This is a genomic window from Qipengyuania sp. SS22 (genome assembly GCF_025736935.1).
Classification (GTDB): domain Bacteria; phylum Pseudomonadota; class Alphaproteobacteria; order Sphingomonadales; family Sphingomonadaceae; genus Qipengyuania.
Genome location: NZ_CP107048.1, coordinates 2548022 through 2565238, shown reverse-complemented (window position 1 = coordinate 2565238; position 17217 = coordinate 2548022). Strand labels below are relative to the sequence as shown.

19 protein-coding genes are annotated in these 17217 nt (G+C 64.4%); 5 read left to right on the top strand and 14 right to left on the bottom strand.

The features are described from left to right. Positions 1-15: 15 nt before the first annotated feature. From tolB to galE, 6 genes are all read right to left on the bottom strand, one after another. Positions 16-1404, bottom strand: coding sequence for a Tol-Pal system beta propeller repeat protein TolB (gene tolB, locus N6L26_RS12830; protein ID WP_263605943.1), 1389 nt, complete (start codon positions 1402-1404; stop codon positions 16-18). Beyond that, positions 1401-2249, bottom strand: a complete 849-nt coding sequence (locus N6L26_RS12825; RefSeq protein WP_263605942.1) for an energy transducer TonB — start codon at positions 2247-2249, stop codon at positions 1401-1403. Before N6L26_RS12825 ends, tolB begins: the two co-directional genes overlap by 4 nt. 9 nt (positions 2250-2258) lie before the next feature. Beyond that, a complete protein-coding gene (locus N6L26_RS12820) occupies positions 2259-2735 on the bottom strand; it encodes an ExbD/TolR family protein (protein WP_263605941.1) in 477 nt (158 codons plus the stop codon). After that, a complete protein-coding gene (gene tolQ / locus N6L26_RS12815) occupies positions 2735-3433 on the bottom strand; it encodes a protein TolQ (RefSeq protein ID WP_263605940.1) in 699 nt (232 codons plus the stop codon). Before tolQ ends, N6L26_RS12820 begins: the two co-directional genes overlap by 1 nt. Then, positions 3430-3894 carry a YbgC/FadM family acyl-CoA thioesterase gene (locus N6L26_RS12810; protein ID WP_263605939.1) on the bottom strand — a complete coding sequence of 155 codons (465 nt, stop codon included), beginning with the start codon at positions 3892-3894 and terminating at the stop codon, positions 3430-3432. The genes tolQ and N6L26_RS12810 overlap by 4 nt, the downstream gene beginning before the upstream one ends. Positions 3895-3982: 88 nt before the next feature. Beyond that, positions 3983-4993, bottom strand: a complete 1011-nt coding sequence (gene galE / locus N6L26_RS12805) for a UDP-glucose 4-epimerase GalE (RefSeq protein ID WP_263605938.1) — start codon at positions 4991-4993, stop codon at positions 3983-3985. A 137-nt stretch (positions 4994-5130) separates the two neighbouring features. Here galE and N6L26_RS12800 point away from each other — a divergent pair, with 137 nt between their 5' ends. Together N6L26_RS12800 and N6L26_RS12795 are read left to right on the top strand one after the other, a co-directional pair. Beyond that, entirely contained in the window at positions 5131-5736 is a 606-nt protein-coding gene (locus tag N6L26_RS12800) for a DUF4136 domain-containing protein (RefSeq protein WP_263605937.1), read from the top strand. Further along, on the top strand, positions 5733-6872 hold the full coding sequence (locus N6L26_RS12795) for a M14-type cytosolic carboxypeptidase (RefSeq protein WP_263605936.1): 1140 nt from the start codon (positions 5733-5735) through the stop codon (positions 6870-6872). The genes N6L26_RS12800 and N6L26_RS12795 overlap by 4 nt, the downstream gene beginning before the upstream one ends. Positions 6873-6881: 9 nt before the next feature. Here N6L26_RS12795 and N6L26_RS12790 read toward each other — a convergent pair whose 3' ends face one another. The 5 genes from N6L26_RS12790 to N6L26_RS12770 all read right to left on the bottom strand — a co-directional run bounded on the left by N6L26_RS12790 (position 6882) and on the right by N6L26_RS12770 (position 9800). Then, positions 6882-7055: a hypothetical protein gene (locus N6L26_RS12790; RefSeq protein WP_263605935.1), complete on the bottom strand. Its 174-nt coding sequence runs from the start codon at positions 7053-7055 to the stop codon at positions 6882-6884. A 71-nt stretch (positions 7056-7126) separates the two neighbouring features. Next, positions 7127-8146 carry a S66 peptidase family protein gene (locus N6L26_RS12785; protein ID WP_263605934.1) on the bottom strand — a complete coding sequence of 340 codons (1020 nt, stop codon included), beginning with the start codon at positions 8144-8146 and terminating at the stop codon, positions 7127-7129. After that, positions 8143-8547, bottom strand: coding sequence for a cytidine deaminase (locus tag N6L26_RS12780; RefSeq protein ID WP_263605933.1), 405 nt, complete (start codon positions 8545-8547; stop codon positions 8143-8145). Before N6L26_RS12780 ends, N6L26_RS12785 begins: the two co-directional genes overlap by 4 nt. 10 nt (positions 8548-8557) lie before the next feature. Next, positions 8558-9286 (bottom strand): glycoside hydrolase family 25 protein, encoded by a 729-nt coding sequence (locus N6L26_RS12775; RefSeq protein ID WP_263605932.1) that lies wholly within the window; start codon positions 9284-9286, stop codon positions 8558-8560. A 10-nt stretch (positions 9287-9296) separates the two neighbouring features. Continuing rightward, a complete protein-coding gene (locus N6L26_RS12770; protein ID WP_263605931.1) occupies positions 9297-9800 on the bottom strand; it encodes a UPF0262 family protein in 504 nt (167 codons plus the stop codon). A 139-nt stretch (positions 9801-9939) separates the two neighbouring features. Here N6L26_RS12770 and N6L26_RS12765 point away from each other — a divergent pair, with 139 nt between their 5' ends. Continuing rightward, positions 9940-11460 (top strand): replicative DNA helicase, encoded by a 1521-nt coding sequence (locus N6L26_RS12765; RefSeq protein ID WP_263605930.1) that lies wholly within the window; start codon positions 9940-9942, stop codon positions 11458-11460. A gap of 1 nt (position 11461) precedes the next feature. Here N6L26_RS12765 and N6L26_RS12760 read toward each other — a convergent pair whose 3' ends face one another. Further along, the gene (locus N6L26_RS12760) at positions 11462-12643 is read right to left on the bottom strand and encodes a phospholipase D-like domain-containing protein (protein ID WP_263605929.1); all 1182 of its coding nucleotides are present in this window, start codon (positions 12641-12643) and stop codon (positions 11462-11464) included. Between the two features lie 110 nt (positions 12644-12753). Between N6L26_RS12760 and rpoZ the strand changes: the two genes are divergently transcribed. Both rpoZ and N6L26_RS12750 read left to right on the top strand, forming a co-directional pair. Further along, entirely contained in the window at positions 12754-13098 is a 345-nt protein-coding gene (gene rpoZ / locus N6L26_RS12755; protein WP_253519965.1) for a DNA-directed RNA polymerase subunit omega, read from the top strand. Positions 13099-13207: 109 nt separating this feature from the next. Beyond that, complete coding sequence (locus N6L26_RS12750; protein WP_263605928.1) at positions 13208-14410, top strand: DUF3667 domain-containing protein; 1203 nt, start codon at positions 13208-13210, stop codon at positions 14408-14410. 66 nt (positions 14411-14476) lie between these two features. Here N6L26_RS12750 and ftsH read toward each other — a convergent pair whose 3' ends face one another. Beyond that, a complete protein-coding gene (ftsH, locus tag N6L26_RS12745) occupies positions 14477-16438 on the bottom strand; it encodes an ATP-dependent zinc metalloprotease FtsH (RefSeq protein ID WP_263605927.1) in 1962 nt (653 codons plus the stop codon). Positions 16439-16558: 120 nt separating this feature from the next. After that, complete coding sequence (locus N6L26_RS12740) at positions 16559-17188, bottom strand: exopolysaccharide biosynthesis protein (protein ID WP_412071332.1); 630 nt, start codon at positions 17186-17188, stop codon at positions 16559-16561. Positions 17189-17217 lie beyond the last annotated feature (29 nt).

Below are 17217 nucleotides of genomic sequence, written 5' to 3'. Positions count from 1 at the left end.
TGTATTTCAATGCAGTTACGGCAGGATCGGTCCCCAAGCCGGGTCCGACGCATCGACCGGCGTTGGCAGGCGGCGCAGATTGTCGCCGGTCAGATCGACCTGCCACAGCGACGTCTTACCGCTGTTTCGCTCGGTGCGGAAGAACTGGATGATGCGGCCGTTGGGCGCCCATGTCGGGGCCTCGTCCTGCCAGCCATTCGTCAGCGAGCGCATATTGCGGCCATTGGGGCTCATTACCGAGACGTTGAAATTGCCCGCGATGTGCGTGAAGGCAATCTGGTCGCCGCGCGGGCTCCATTCGGGCGTCGCCGCGCGGCCGCCGAAGAAGGACAGGCGGCGCTGGCCCGTACCATCGGCATTCATGATGTAGATCTGCTGGCTGCCCGAACGGTCACTTTCGAACACGATCTGGCTGCCATCGGGCGAATAGGACCCGCCGATGTCGATCCCCGGCGTATCGGTCAGCCGCTGGCTTTCCCCGCCCCGCGCGGCAACGCGGTAGATGTCGGTATTCCCGCCGACCGCCATCGAATAGAGAATCCAGCGCCCGTCCGGGCTCCAGCGCGGCGCGAAAGTGGCATTGCTGCTTTGCGTGACCAACGTCTGGCGGCCCGTGCCGATGTCGTAGACATAAATCCGCGGATTGCCGTCGACATAGCTGAGATAGACAAGCTGCTTGTAGTCAGGCGAATAGCGCGGCGTCAGCGCAGTGGAACGACCGGTGGTGATAAAGCGGTGGTTGGCGCCGTCGCTATCCATGATGGCGAGCCGCTTGGTCCGGTTATCCTTGGGGCCGGTTTCGGCGATATAGGCGATGCGGCTGTCGAAGAACGGGCTTTCGCCGGTCAGGCGCGCATAGATCAGATCGGCGCACTTATGCGCCGCGCGGCGCCAGTCGGCCGGCGGGACCACCCAGCCTTCACGGACCAGTTCCTGCTGCAGCGCCATATCGTAGAGATAGCAGCCGACCGTCAGCCGATCGTCGCTGCGCCCGCGGACATAACCATGGACCAGCATTTCCGCGCCGCGATTGGACCACGTCGACCAATTGGGTGCGGTGATTTCGCCAAAGCTCGGCTGCGGCAGCGCATCAGGGCCGGTCGGCTTGAACAGGCCGTTGTTACGCAAATCGGCGGTGATGACGCGCGCCAGTTCCTTGCCCAACGCCGCAGTGCCCGACGAACTGGCCGGGGTCGCGACATCGCGATCGGTCGCAAAGCCGGGGATGGCGATCCCGAGATCGTCGAGATTGCCATCGAAGCTGACCGTTCCCGAGAGGCCTTCGCCCTCGTCGATGGTCTCGACCTCGCCGCCCTCCAGTACCGGCTGGCCGAGATCCTGGTTCTGCGCCGCGAGCGGGGCTGCGATCAGGAGCGAAAGGACGAACAGGGCTGATTGCTTCATCGGGACAGGTTCCAGTCGAAATCAACGGTTACGGTCTTCCACGCCTCGTAATATTCGGGCGGGAGGTCGAAAGGGGCGGCGAGTTGAACCGCCCTGATAGCATTTTCCGCATGGCGCGGCGCCTGCGCGCGATTGGCTTCGGTTTCGCCGCGCTGGCCGACCAGGGTCGGCGCGCCCGCCAGCGTTCCATCCGGATTGAGTCGGAAGCGGATCTTCGACACCAGCTTCTCGCGATCCGCGCCATCTACGGGGCGCCAATGGGGACGCAATTGACGGGCCACCGCCTGGAACAGCGATGCTTTCGCACTAGCACCGATTTGCGATGCGGGAACGCGCGTTTCGTCGGTCGTCGTGCTGCTTCCCGAACCTTCGAGGAAATTGTCGCTCAGCCGCGAACCGCCACTGCGCGGGCTGCTTTGCGGCTGGCTCTGGCTGCGCTGCGGCTGCGCTTCGCTGCGCTGTGCCGGGCTTTGCGTGCGCGGCGGATCGGGGCGCCGCCGGGGGCTGGTATCGGCGCGGGCATTGGGCGAGGGAGCGGGTGATTGCACCTGCGGCGGGGTCGGCCGGGTAATCTGCGGCGGCGCGGGCTGGTCCTGCGCAGGCGCGGGTGCGGGGTTGATGTCGAGCGTCGGCGCGATGGACGCCCGGCTTTCGGTAACCGGATCGGGCGCAGTGGCTTCCATTCCGACGTCCTCGGCCAGGCTCACCGTCATCCGCTCCGGCGGATCGATCACGGGGGCGGGGAACAGGCCCTGCACGATCAGCATCGCGAACAGCGCGAGGTGCAGCACGACCGCGACCGCAAGGCCGGTCCGTTCCTCTCCGCTGATGCCTGTCCTCTCCATGGATCGCCGCTACGATTCGTCCGATGAACGGTTGTTGACCGCAGTTGGGGCAGCGCTGTTGGTGATCAGCGAGATGCGATTCAGCCCGGCGCGGTTCAATTCGCCCATGACCGCCATCACCCGGCCATAGTCGAGCGCACGGTCGGCCCGCAGCGTGATATCCGGCCCGTCCCCGCCCATGCGCGGCAAGCTTTCGAGCGCCTGCGGCAGGCCGCCGAGCGGTACTTCGGTATCGTCGATATAGACATAGCCCGCCTGGTCGATGCTGATCGTCACCTGCTGCTGCTCGTTCGACAATTGCGCAGCGCGGCTGTCGGGCAGGTCGATCGGCACGCCCGCAGTCATCAGCGGCGCGGTGACCATGAAGATGATCAGCAGCACCAGCATGACATCGACGAACGGCGTCACGTTGATCTCGGACATCGGCCGGCGGTGCCCGCCACGCCCGCGCCTCCCACCCCGGGACGATGCAAGCCCCATGGCCATCAGCGCGTTTCCAGCTGGCGGCTGAAAGTCGCATTCAGCTTGTCGGCAAAGCGCTGGAGGCGCGCCTCGTAGCGATCGACGCGGTGGCTGAAGCGGTTGTAGGCGATCACCGCCGGGATGGCCGCGAACAGGCCGATGGCGGTGGCGAACAGCGCTTCGGAAATGCCGGGCGCGACCACGGCGAGCGACGAGCTTTCCTGCGCACCGATCTGGAAGAAGCTGTTCATGATGCCCCAGACGGTACCGAACAGGCCCACAAAGGGCGCAACCGACCCGACAGTGGCGAGAAAGTTGAGCCGCTCGGCGATATCGTCCGCTTCCAGCGCGATCTGGCTGTCCATGGCCGTCGCAATGCGTCCGCGCAGGGCCTCGGGATCGCCCACCGGGTTCCTGGTCGAGCGGCGGTATTCCACCACCGCGGCCTGCGCCACGCGGGCGGCGGGAATGTCTTTGTTGCCGCGCTCGGAAGTCAGCCGGTCGAAGCTGTCGGCTTCCCAGAACTCGCCTTCATAGGCGATCGTCCGGCTACGCAGCTTGCGCATCCGCAGGCTGAAACTGACGATGATCATCCACACCCAGATGCTGGCCAGCAACAGGCCCGCCATGACCAACTGGACGACGATATCGGCGTCGAGGAAAAGACGGATCGGATCGAGCCGGGTCGGTGCCACGGCGGCAAGGAGTGTAAGCGAGCTCATGGGTTCCCTTGATCGGCAAAACGCGCGAAGGCCGCGCGCCATTCCTCCGGCTGGCGCCTGGGCCGGCCTTCGGGTGAAACGAAGCCGACGCGCAATTGTGCCTCGGCCAGAAGTTCGCGCTCTTGACCCGCCAGCCTGAACGCAAGCTGGTGCATGCGGCACGATGCCGCGCGCAGTTCGGTGCAGCGGGTTTCGATCAGCACATCGTCGTCGAGCTTGGCGGGACGAAGATACTTCAGATTGACCTCCGACACCGCATAAGCGCCCACCCCCGCCTCGATCGCCGACCGCTGGTCGATCTCGAGCTGGCGCAGCAGGTCGCTGCGTGCGCGTTCGAACCAGCGCAGGTAATTGGCGTGATAGGTGATCCCCGAAAGATCGGTGTCTTCATAATAGACGCGCACGGCATAGAAATGCCGGTGGCCGTCGAGCGTGCCATCGGGGAAGGTGGGCAAGGTCATATGCAAGCGCGCCCCTTAGACGAGCCGCTATTCCCGCGGCAATGCAGAACGACGAAACGACCTATTCAAGCGACCAGCCGGACGCGGGTCACTCACCGCGCAGATCGGACAGCTTGCGCTCCCATTGCAGCGCATGAGTGATGATCTGCGACAAATCGGCATGTTTGGGCTGCCACGGCAGCGTATCGCGGATGCGTGAGGGATCGGACACAAGCTCCGCCGGATCGCCCGCGCGGCGTGCTTCGAGCCGCCGTTCGATCGTCTGGTTGGTCACGCGGTCTACCGCGTCGAGCACTTCAAGCACCGAGAACCCGCGCCCATAACCGCAATTCATCGTCAGCGAGCGGTCGGGGTGTTCGATCAGCGCCTCGAGCGCCAGCAGATGCGCGTTCGCAAGGTCGCTGACATGGATATAGTCGCGCACACCGGTGCCATCGGGCGTGTCGTAATCGGTCCCGAACACCGCCACGGCGTCGCGCTTCCCAGTGGCGGCCTCGCAGGCGACCTTGATCAGATGCGTTGCGCCTGCAGTCGACTGGCCGGTGCGCGCCTGCGGATCGGCCCCCGCGACATTGAAATAGCGCAGCGCGCAGAAATTGAAGCCATAGGCCGCGCTCGAATCGGCGAGCATTTGCTCGGTCATCAGCTTCGACCAGCCATAGGGGTTGATCGGCTGCCGCGGGCTGTCTTCGGAAACCGGCGAGCTTGCGGGCGTGCCATAGGTAGCCGCGGTCGAGCTGAAGATGAAATGCTGCACCCCGCCCTCGACTGCCGCCTCGATCAGCGCCCGGCTCTTCACCGTGTTGTTGTCGTAATAGGAAAGCGGGTCTTCGACCGATTCGGGCACGATGATCGAACCGGCGAAATGCATGATCGCCTCGATCCCCTGTTCGGCGAAGATCTGTTCGAGCAAGATGGTGTCGGAAATATCGCCTTCATAGAGCGGCACGTCTTCGGGCACCGCAAAGGCGAAGCCGGTCGACAGATTGTCGATCACGGCCACCGGCCAGCCTGCATCGCGCAGCGCCAGGACCGCATGGCTACCGATATAGCCCGCCCCGCCGGTGACCAGCACGGGCGCTTTCGTCGTCTCGCTCATGGGCTGCGGACGTAGCATACCAAATGGTAACAGCAACTTTCTAGATTTCCGGTCGAACGCCCCGGTGCGGATTTCCATCGTCATGCGTTGCAGGGGCAGGCATTAAGGCCGCCAAGACGTTAGAAGGATCGCCACAGATGAAACGCTTCCCCCTTGCACTGGGCATCGCCGCCACCCTGACGCTGGCCGGGTGCACCACGCCGGTCGGCCCGGTCGAGGTGACCCGCTTCGTCGCGCCCGAGCAGGCGGCGCAATTGGGTCAGGGCAGCATCTTCGTCGAAACCGCGCCGGGCAGCGGCGGCGACAGTCTTGCGCTGGCCCCCTACAAGGCTGCAGTCGCTAAGGAACTTCGCCGGCTGGGCTATAGCGAAAGCGACCGCAGCGGCGCGCGCCAGATCGCGCAGGTATCGCTTGCGCAATACGTTATCGGCAGTGGCGGAAAGCGCAGCCCGGTCAGCGTAGGCGTGGGCGGATCGACTGGCAGTTATGGCTCGGGTGTCGGCGTGGGCATCGGGATCAATCTTGGCGGCGGGGCGAAGGATCGTCTCGGCACCGAGCTTGCCGTGACCATCCGCGACGAGGCCACCGGTCAGAGCATCTGGGAAGGCCGCGCCGATTTCCAGCCGCCTGAGAATTCACCCCTTGCGCGGGGACAGGCGAACGCCCAGACGGTCGCCTCAGCGCTGTTCCGGGAGTTCCCCGGCAACAATGGCGAAACGATAGAAGTAGAGGTTACCGAGTGAGCGATATCCGGATCGATTCTGCCTTCGACAGTGGCAATATCGAGGTCCTGTCGGTGGATGGCGCCAGCGCGAAGCTGGCGATCCCGAAGGACACCAATAGCGACTTCAAACAGTGGTTCCATTTCCGTGTCGCAGGCGCTGCGGGACGCGAGCTCGAGCTGATGATTACCGGCCTCGAGCAGAGCGCCTATCCGGGCGGCTGGCCCGATTACGACGCCTGCGTATCAGAGGATCGCGACTATTGGGGCCGCGCTGTCTCATCCTATGACAAGGATGCCGACTGCGGTACGTTGACGATCCGCTATACGCCCGCCAGCGATATCGCCTGGTTCGCCTATTTCGCGCCCTATTCGATGGAGCGCCATCACGACCTCGTCGCCGAGGCCGCGTCATCCGAAGGCGTCGACCATGTCCATCTGGGCACGACGCTCGACGGGCAGCCGCTCGATTGCCTCGAAATGGGCGAAGGCCGCTTCAGCGTGTGGCTCTATGCGCGCCAGCATCCTGGCGAAACGCAGGCCGAATGGTGGATGGAAGGCGCGCTGGAAGTGCTGACCGACCCCGCCGACAGCGTGGGCCGCGAATTGCGCAAGCGCTGCCGCCTGCATCTGGTGCCCAATTGCAATCCCGACGGATCGAAGCGCGGCAATCTGCGCGTCAACGCCGCGGGATCGAACCTCAACCGCGAATGGGAAAACCCGACCGCGGAAAAATCGCCCGAAGTCCTCGCGATCCGCAACCACATGGACAAGACCGGCGTCGATTTCGCCATGGACGTACACGGCGACGAGGCGATCCCCGTCAGCTTCCTTGCCGGTTTCGAAGGCATCCCCAGCTGGACCGACGAACAGGGCGAACGCTATTATCGCTACGAGGCGATCCTCGACCGCCGCACGCCCGATTTCCAGACCGAACTCGGCTATACCAAGTCGGCACCGGGCCGGGCCAATCTGTCGATGAGCACCAACCAGGTCGCCGAGCGCTTCGGCGCGACCGCGATGACGCTGGAAATGCCTTACAAGGACAATAAGGCCAATCCGGAGCCCGAGCAGGGCTGGAGCCCCGAGCGCTGCAAGATGCTGGCGCGCGACTGCCTCGCGTCATTGCTCGAGTTGCTCGAAACGCAGGACAGCTGAGCGCAGGCCTCAGTCGCCGAGGATTTTGCGCGAAACCTCGTCCATGGTGCCGGTGACCAGCAGCGGCTGGCCGCCGACGATGCCGACGGTAGTCTGGCCGTTTTCGGCCGTACGCAGCCATGCGATGTTGGACGCAACTACGAGGTAGTTTCCGCCACGCGAATCAAGGGCAACGAATTTCATAATGGGGGGTGTCTCCTGACCCTGCCCCGATAGCCCGAAACCGCCGGGGAAGCGATCAAGATCGTGTGGCCTCAGGCAACAGCGGGTTCGAGCATCCGTAAAGTGCGCGAAGCGGCGTCCAGTTCGACCGGAACATTGACGGGCAGACACAGCTGGTTGCGGATATGGCCGGTGTTGAAGCCCGCGATCACCGGCTTGCCCAGATCGCTCAGATGTCGGTCGAGCACTTCGTCGAGCGTGAACCCGGCATAGCCGGGATCGCGCCCGGTGCAGCGGGTGCACTGGCCGAACACCACCCCCGCCACGCGATCGCATACTCCGGCCAATCGTAATTGCTGGAGCATGCGGTCGACGCGATAAGGCTCTTCATTGATATCCTCGAGAAACAGGACCGCGCCATCGAAACCGGGAAGCCAGCCGGTGCCCATCAGCGTCGAGAGGATCGTCAGATTACCGCCCAACAGCCGCCCGCGCGCGGTGCCGGGGACAAGCGTTCGCGCAGGTCGGCCGGTCGCCTCCTCGATCCTCCCGCCACCAAGCATGGGCATGCCCCCGGCAAAAGCGATACGCCACAGGCTGTCCCAGCTTGCCCCGTCCCACCGGCTCGCCGCATTGGGTCCGTGCAGTGTCGGGAAACCGGCGCGTGCGGCAATCGCAAGATGCAGCGCGCTGGTGTCGCTGTAACCGATCAGCAGCTTGGGGTTGGCGCGGATCGTGTCCCAATCGAGCAGCGGGAGGATACGTGCCCCGCCCCAGCCCCCGCGCACCGCGAAAATCGCGCGGACATCGGGCGCGGCGAACATGACCGCGAGATCCGCCGCACGATCCGCATCGGTGCCTGCGAGATAGCCTTTCTGGTCCGCCACATGCGCGCCGAGCCTGGGGACCAGCCCCATTCCGCGGATCCAGTGGATCGCGCGGTCGAGTTCATCGGGCAGCGTCACCGCACTGGCGGGGGCGACGAGGCCGACCGTATCGCCCTGCCGCAGCCGCGGCGGCTTGCGCACAGATGCTGCCGCCAGCTGGCCCGGAACCACGGCTGCACCCGCTAGCCCGCCGAGCAGGCCAAGCGCGGTACGCCGCGCGATCATCCGAGGCTCGCGGGTCCGAACGCGTCGGGCAGCAGGTCGGATAGGCGCACCTTGCGCACGGTATCCGGCCCCACGCAGAGTATTTCGGGATCGGTCCCGCCAAGCTGTGCGAGCTCGTTGAGCACTTGCCGACAGCGCCCGCAGGGGGTGATGGGATCGGGTCCCGGCCCGGTCACCGCAACCGCTTCGAGACCGCCGCGCACGCCATCGGCCATCGCCTTCGAGACCGCGACCGCCTCGGCGCACAGCGCGAGGCCATAACTCGCATTCTCGATATTGGTGCCGGTCACCACGCTGCCATCGGCAAAGCGCAAAGCGGCCCCCACCGCGAAGTTCGAATAGGGCGAATAGGAATGGCGCGAGGCCACGCGGGCGGCGGCGATCAGCTCTTCGTCGGTCATCACACTGTCCTCAGGGCCGGACCACGACCCAGCGTAGCGGCTCCTGCGCCGCTTCGGTCTGGTACCAGCGATTGGCGGTCCACATCAGCCAGGGCCGTGTGGCATATTCGGGTTCGAACCAGCTGCGCGTCAGCCACAATTGCCGGTCGAACCGGCGCGACGGGGCATAGGCCGCCTCGAATTCCTCGACCGGGGCCAGGATCGCGGGTTTGCCCGCATGCGCCTCGATCTGGTTGACCAGCGTCGTCAGTTCACTCTGCACCGCGGCGTCCGAAATCCGCGTCGGGCAGTCATCCGCGGTCGTTTCGAGCAGGATCGCGGGCGGCAGCAGGTCGGCATCGCGCGGGACCATGGTGACGAAATTGCCCGATTGCCCATCGGCCACCGCGCAAGGATCGAAGCGATGTGCCGCACCGACCTGCAGACCGGCGTTGCGCGCACGGGCGAAGTTCGGCCCGAAACCGGCGTCCTTGCGTGCGGCCCCGTCGCTGGCCTCGAGATAGACGAACTGGGCGCCCAGCCCCGCCAGCGTGTCGAAATCGACCGCGCCGTCGCCCGCACCCACCAGCGCGCCCTGGTCGGGCCAAAGCTCTTCATCCGGCCGCCAGTCGCGGCCTTCGTACCAAGCATAGGCCGCGCCGATCAGGGCGATGAGCGCCAGGAACATGGCGGTCTTGCCTGCGCGCGACAGCACTGGGGGCAGGCGAAACGTGCGCCGTTTGCGTCCGCGTCTGGCCATGTGCTCTCCCTCAGCCCTTGATATGCAGCACGCAGATCAGCGTGAACAGGCGGCGGGCGGTGGCGAAATCGGTTTCAATCTTGCCTTCGAGCCGCTCCATAAGCAATTCGGCGGCCTGATTGTGGACGCCGCGGCGGGCCATGTCGATGGTCTCGATTTCGGACGGCGTGGCTTTGCGGATGGCTTGGTAATAGCTGTCGCAGATCGCGAAATACTCGCGGATCGGGCGGCGGAAACGCGCCAGGCCGAGTAGCAATTCCTCAAGCAACTGCTGCTGTTCGTCGGCGATTTCCATCAGCAATCGCCCATCGCGCACGGCGAGCTTGAGGCGATAGGGCCCATCGGCGCCGCGTTCGACCGCGCGCAGCGGCTTGAAGGTATTTTCCTCGATCAGGTCGAAGATCGCGATCCGCCGTTCCTGCTCGATATCGGCATTGCGCCAGATGATCGTCTCCTCGTCGAGCTCGATATGCGCGATGCGATGGTCGCCCGGGGAGGATGGGGAATCGGTCATGCCTGGGCGCTGCTTTCGCAGAGATAGGCGGGGTGCGGCAAGGGCTTGGCGAAGTGTCCCCACTATCCACAACCCTCGCGAAAAAATTAGCTGTCCAATTTCCTTGTCATCCACGCCGGCTGGAGCGCATCAGGGCGCGATGCCCGATAACGACCTTCTTGTCCCCGCCGACGATTCGACTTCCACGAAACCGGCGAAGGGGCCGGTGCTGCCTGCCAATCTGGAGGCGGAGGCCGCCTTCCTCGGCGCGGTGTTGATCGACAACAAGGTGATCGAGGAACTGACCACGCCGCTGATGGCGGAGCATTTCCACGAGCCGGTGCATCAGCGCATCTACGAACGCGTCCTGCGGCTGCTCGATCGCAATTCGGTCGCCACGCCGGTGACGCTGCGGCCCTATTTCGAAAGCGACGAAGCGCTCAAGCAATTGGGCGGGGTGACCTATCTCGCGCAGCTCACCGCCGACGGGCAGGGCCTGCTCCATCCGCGCGAGCTGGCCGAGCAGATCTACGACCTTGCGCTGCTGCGCGAACTGGTGAGCGTAGGGCGCAATCTCGTCGAAGGCGCGCTCGACACTTCGGACGAGGTCGAACCGCTGCGCAAGATCGAGCAGGCCGAAGCCGATCTCTACCGCGTGGCCGAGGGTGCCAGTTCCGGCAATGAGGCGCAGACCTTCCGCAAGGCCGCCTTCGGCGCGCTGGAAGTCGTCCAGGCAGCAATGAATTCGGGCGGGCGCTTTTCGGGCAAGACCACCGGTCTCGACACGATCAACGACAAGACCAGCGGCCTGCACAATTCGGACCTCGTGATACTCGCGGGCCGTCCGGCCATGGGCAAGACCTCGCTCGCGACCAATATCGCCTTCAACGCCGCGCGCCGGCTGATGGACGATCAGAAATCGGGGATCGAGATCGACAAGTCGCCCGGTGCGGGCGTCGCCTTCTTCAGCCTCGAAATGAGCGCCGACCAGCTCGCCACGCGTATCCTTGCCGAACAGGCGGAAATCTCGAGCGAGAAGCTGCGTTCGGGCAAATTGAGCCGCGAGGAATTCCAGCGCCTCAGCTTTGCCAGCCAGGAACTGACCGATCTCCCGCTGTATATCGACGATACGCCCGCACTGACCATCGGCGCGCTGCGCACGCGCGCGCGGCGGCTCAAGCGGCGGCACAATATCGGGCTCGTCATCGTCGACTACCTCCAGCTGCTGCAGGGTTCGGGGCGCGCCAGCGACAACCGCGTGAACGAGATTTCGGAAATCAGCCGGGGCCTCAAGACGCTGGCCAAGGAACTGCATGTCCCGGTGGTCGCGCTGTCGCAGCTCAGCCGTCAGGTCGAACAGCGCGAGGACAAGCGCCCCCAGCTGTCCGATTTGCGCGAATCGGGCTCAATCGAGCAGGATGCCGACATGGTGTGGTTCATCTTCCGCGCCGAATATTATCACAATGCGCTCAAGCCCGACACGCCCGACGAGACCTCGTCGGAAGAAGTGCGGATGAAATATGCCGAATGGGAAGCGCGCCATCTCGAACTGGTCAACAAGGCCACGCTGATCGTGTCCAAGCAGCGTCACGGCTCGACCGGCAATGTCCCGCTGCTGTTCCACAGCGAGTTCACCAAGTTCAGCAGCCCTGAAATCCGTCACTACGACGATTACGAATAGGTTAGATGCCCAGGTTGAGCCTGCGGGTCACCGTGTAATCGATCACCGATACAAGCAGCCAGCTGAGGTTCCAGCGAATGCGGTTCCACAGCGTGGCGCGGCGTTTGTGAAGGGAGACGGTGATCCGCTGCGAGGCGGCAATCTGCTGGCTGACGAAGTCGCGCATCCGGTCGGCCAGCGCGGCATCCTCGATCTTCAGCATCAGTTCCAGATTGATATAGAGGCTGCGCATGTCGAAATTGGCACTGCCGAGATAGACCGCATCGTCGAGCACGATCAGCTTGGTGTGCAGCTTGCACGGCGCGAACTCCCAGATCTGCGCGCGTTTCGACAGCAGATAAGAATAGAGCGAGCGGCTCGCGCCGATGGTCGCGCCATTGTCCGACTTGCCCGCCATCACCAGCCGCGTCGCGCCCTTCTGCGCGATTGCGCCCATGCGGCGCAGCAGCCGCTTGGGCGGGCTGAAATAGGCCATGAACATATCGAGCCGTTCGCCGTTTAGCAGATCGTCCGACACGCAGCGCGCCCAGCTCGATAGGCCGCGCGTCGGCCCGCCGACCAGCCAGGTGACCCCCGGCTGCTGCCATTGCCAGTCGCGCACCGTGCGCGCGATTTCGCGGGCATGCTGTTCCTCCCGCTCAGTCCATTGGCGCAGCCGGGCATACCAGTCGTTGAGGCCTTCGATCGCGGAACCTTCGATAACGACGCCGAGATCGGCCCAGCCGTTCTGTTCGGGCGGGGCGAAGTAATCGTCGGCGATGTTGAAGCCGCCGAACATCGCCCTGACGCCATCGGCGATCACCAGCTTCTGGTGATTGCGGATCAGATAGCGCCGCGTCCATTTGGCGGAAAAGCGTAGGCACACGCCCCCGGCATCGGTCAGCGGGCGCAGGAACTCCTCGCTCGCGCCCGCCCCGAACTGGTCGATGATCAGCGTTACCCGCACCCCGCGCTTCGCCGCCGCGGCGAGCGCATCGCGAAATTGCGCGCCGACATCGTCGTCGGCGAAGATGTAGAAGCAGACGTCGAGCCGCGTGCGCGCGCTTTCCACCACATCGAACAGCGCTGCGCGCCGGTCCGCGCCCGCGGGATAGAAGACCAGCCGCTGTCCCGCGGCCTCGGCCTCAAACGGCGCCGGCTCGGCATAGTCCGCATCGCGGTCGGCAGCTTCGGCAGTTCGCATCTGGGAGGGCTTAGCCGCTTGTCCGCACCGCGCAAATCCTTGACTATTCCGCGCCTCGAACCTATGTGGCGCGCTTTCCCGGAATCACTTGATTTGCATCGGAGTGCCCCATGGCGCGCGTTACCGTCGAAGACTGCGTAGACAAGGTCCCCAACCGTTTCGATCTCGTCCTGCTGGCTGCCCAGCGGGCGCGCGAGATTTCGGGTGGTGCGGAGCTGACTGTCGATCGCGATCGCGACAAGAACCCGGTCGTCGCGCTGCGCGAGATCGCCGAACAGACGATCAAGCCCAAGGAACTGCACGAAGCTGCGGTTACCAATCTGCAGAAGATTCTGCCCGACGACGATGACGAGATGGATGAAGTCGGCTCGCTCAGCCAGTCGGCCGAAGCGCTGCGGATCACCGCCTCCGCGCCGACACGCTCGACCTCGATCGGCGCCGATTACGACGGCTAAGCCGTTCGCCGCATCGGTATTGTTGTGAGAAGGCCGCCCATCGGGCGGCCTTTTTGCATTGCAGCCCAAGCCCTCCCGGTCTTACCCTATGTGCCGACAAGGGGGCATGATGAGCGATATCGTTGAGGGGCTGGGAACGGCGGCCGAAGGCGGCATGTTTGCCAAGGTGGTATCTGGCGACACGGGGAAGGCGACCCCGCTCGAAAAAGGGCATTTTGCCGAAGGGGCCTGCCTCAACTGCGGCACCGCTCTGATCGGCGACCACTGTCATGCGTGCGGCCAGCAAGCGCATTTGCACCGTACGCTGAGCGCGTTTATGCACGACTTGCTGCACGGCGCGCTCCACTTCGATGGCAAAACCTGGCGCACGCTGCCGCTGCTAATAGCCAAGCCGGGCGAGCTGACCCGCCGCTACATAGACGGCGAACGCAAGCGCTTCGTCAGTCCGATGGCCTTGTTTCTGTTCTCGATCTTCCTGATGTTCGCGGTGTTTCAGATCGCCGGGATCAGCGCGCCGACCGATATTGCCGGCGATGCCGACGCGCAGCTCAACGAACTGGCCGGCGAAAAGGAAACCGCGCTGCTCGAGCGCCGCGAGGTGCTGTCCGACCGCATCGACGATCCAGGAATCAGCGAAACCCGGCGTGACCGTGCACGCGATTCGCTCACCGATGTCGAACGCCAGCTGGATGCACTGGTGCTGGCCCGCAAGGAACTGCCCTTCCTTGTCGATACAACGGATCGACAACCCGCGACTGCGGCGCCCAGCGGCATCGCTACCGCCGCCGCAGCGGACACCCCGGCTACCGACGCAACAGGGGTGGTGACTGGCGATGAAGCCAACCTGCGCGAGCTGGAGGAGTGGGAAACGGGCCTCGAGCAGATTTCGTGGGTCGAGGCAGCGGTCAAGAAGTGGCGCATGAACCCCGGGCTCATGCTCTACAAACTACAGACGAATTTTTACAAGTTCAGCTGGCTGTTGATCCCGCTGTCCATCCCGTTCGTGTGGGTCTTGTTCGCCTGGAAACGCCGGTTCAGGGCCTATGACCATGCGATCTTCGTGACCTATTCGCTCAGCTTCATGACACTGCTGATCCTGGGCGTCGTGTTGGCGGGACTGGCGGGCGCCGCAGCGGAAACGGTGGCGCTGGTGTCGGTCTTCGTGCCGCCGATCCACATCTACAAGCACCTGCGCGGCGCTTACAGCCTGTCGCGGTTCTCGGCCTTCTGGCGGCTTTCGGTGCTCTCCGTGGCAATCGTGGTGATCCTCGGCCTGTTCACTGCGCTTCTGGCGCTACTCGGGCTCTACTGAGACGGCAAAAGGGCCGCCCGGTCATCCCGGACGGCCCTTCGCAATCGTTGTTATGGATCGAGAGGATCAGGCACCCTGCGGTGCCGGTCCTCCGCCAAGCTTGTTTCGACCAGCCTTGGGCACCGCAATACCCGCAACCGGCTTGACCGCGATCGGGCCCTTGGGCTCGTCGGGACGGTCGATCTTGCCGTCCTTCATCAGCTGGTCGATCTCGTCCCCGGTCAGCGTCTCGTATTCGAGCATGGCCTGCGCGAGCAGGTGGAGCTTGTCCTCCTGTTCGGTCAGCACGTCCTTGGCGCGCGTGAGGCCTTCTTCGACCAGCCGCTTGATCTCGGCATCGATCAGCTTGTTGGTCTCCGCGCCCGACATGGTGCGCGCGGTCTGGCCCATGCCGAGATAGCCTTCCTGGCTGGCCTCGTACTGCAGCGGCCCAAGCTTGTCGCTCATGCCCCATTTGGTGACCATGTTGCGCGCAAGATCGGTGGCATATTGGATGTCGCCCGACGCCCCGCTCGACACCTTGTCGTGGCCGAAGATGATTTCCTCGGCGACACGGCCACCCATGGCAACCGCGAGGTTCGCATGCATCTTGTCGCGGTGGTAGGAGTAATTATCGCGTTCGGGCAGGCGCATGACCATGCCCAATGCCCGGCCGCGCGGGATGATCGTCGCCTTGTGGATCGGGTCCGACGCGGGTTCATTGAGGCTGACCAGCGCGTGACCGGCCTCGTGATAGGCGGTCATCTGCTTTTCGTCCTCGGTCATGACCATCGAACGCCGTTCGGCGCCCATCATGACCTTGTCCTTAGCGTCCTCGAATTCCTGCATCGCGACAAGGCGCTTGTTGCGCCGCGCAGCAAGCAGCGCCGCCTCGTTAACGAGATTGGCGAGATCGGCACCCGAGAAGCCCGGCGTACCGCGGGCAATGGTGCGCGGGTTCACATCGGGTGCCAGCGGCACTTTCTTCATATGGACGGCAAGGATCTTCTCGCGGCCCTCGATGTCGGGCACGGGCACCACGACCTGGCGGTCGAACCGGCCCGGACGCAGCAGCGCTGGGTCGAGGACATCGGGACGATTGGTCGCCGCGATGATGATGATGCCTTCATTGGCTTCGAAGCCATCCATCTCGACCAGCAGCTGGTTGAGCGTCTGTTCGCGTTCATCGTTCGAATTGCCGAGGCCGTGGCCACGGCTGCGACCGACTGCATCGATTTCGTCGATGAACAGGATGCACGGCGCGTTCTTCTTCGCCTGTTCGAACATGTCGCGCACGCGGCTGGCACCGACGCCGACGAACATTTCGACGAAGTCCGAACCCGAAATGGTGAAGAAAGGCACGCCCGCCTCACCCGCGATTGCGCGCGCCAACAGCGTTTTACCGGTACCGGGCGAGCCGACCAGCAGCGCGCCCTTGGGGATCTGGCCGCCAAGCTTGGAGAAGCGCTGCGGATCCTTGAGGAATTCGACGATTTCCTCGAGCTCCTCGCGGGCTTCGTCGATCCCGGCGACATCGGCGAAGGTTACCTTGCCCTGCCGTTCGGTGAGCATCTTGGCCTTGGACTTGCCAAAGCCCATCGCGCCGCCGGCACCGCCGCCCTTCTGAACCTGGCGCAGGGCGAAGAAGGCGATGCCCAGGATCAACACGAACGGCAGGATCTGGATCAGCGCGTAAAGCAGGAGATTGCCGCTATCGGCCTCGGCCCCCGAATAGCGCACGCCATTGTCTTCGAGCAGCTGCGGCAGCGTGGTGTCGTTGGGGACGGGAATGGCCGAGAACTGCTCGCCATTCTTCATCTCGCCGACGATCGAGGTGTCGGAAATCTGCACGCTGGCAACCGAACCTTCAGCAACCTTGTCGCGGAAGTCCGAATAGAGGATCTGCGCGCCACCGCCGCTCGACCCGCCGCCGAAGACCGAAACGACCATCAGCAGGGCGAGAAAGATGCCGCCCCAGATCATCAGGCTCTTCACCCAGGGGTTCGGGCCGTTGCCCTCAGGCTCGGGCGGGGAATTCTGGTCGCTCATGCACGGAGTCCTTTCGTTCCCGATTATGTAGGGTGCGACTGGTGAATGGCAAGTTGCGCCGAGCCAAGGGAATCCCCGCGATGCCTCGCGCGGGCGCGGCCGGACCGGCGGCAGCGCTGGCTAGAGGAACGGCAAACCCGCGCCGTCGCCCGAGGAATTGAAATACATGGCAAGCCCCAGAGCGGTGGCGAGAGCGGTAAACAGCAGCGCTCCCAGAACCAGCGCCCCGTCGCGTACGGTCAGGGCCAGGCCGAGAACCGCTATGGCGAGCATCGGAACCGAACTGGCGAAAGGCAGGAATTCGAGCGGCGGGACCGTGCAGCACAGCAGGATCACCGCCGCGGCGACCAGCCGGATCGCCGCGCCCTGCGTCAGGCCTTCCAGCCGTCCTTCGCTATGATGATCGAGGAAACTGGCCAGCCCGCGCAGTTTGCGGACCGATTTATGCAGTTTCTTCGAGCCGACCGAGCGCTGCTGGACGAAGCGCGGCATCCATACATGGTCGCGCCCCACAAGGAGCTGGATTGCGATCAGCGCGATGAATAGCGCCAGTGCGGTGGGCAGGCCGGGAATGCCGCCGATGGGGGTGATCTCGAGCAGCGCGGGGAGCATGATGAACGGGCCGAAGCTACGTTCGCCGAAGTCGTCGAGCACATCGGCGACGCAGACCTCGTCATGTGTCGAGGCTAACTCGTCGAGTTCGCCGAGCACTTCGCCCATGCTGGTCGGTTCGTGTTGCACCAGAGCCATCTCCCTTGCGCCATAAACGCGCCGGGAGC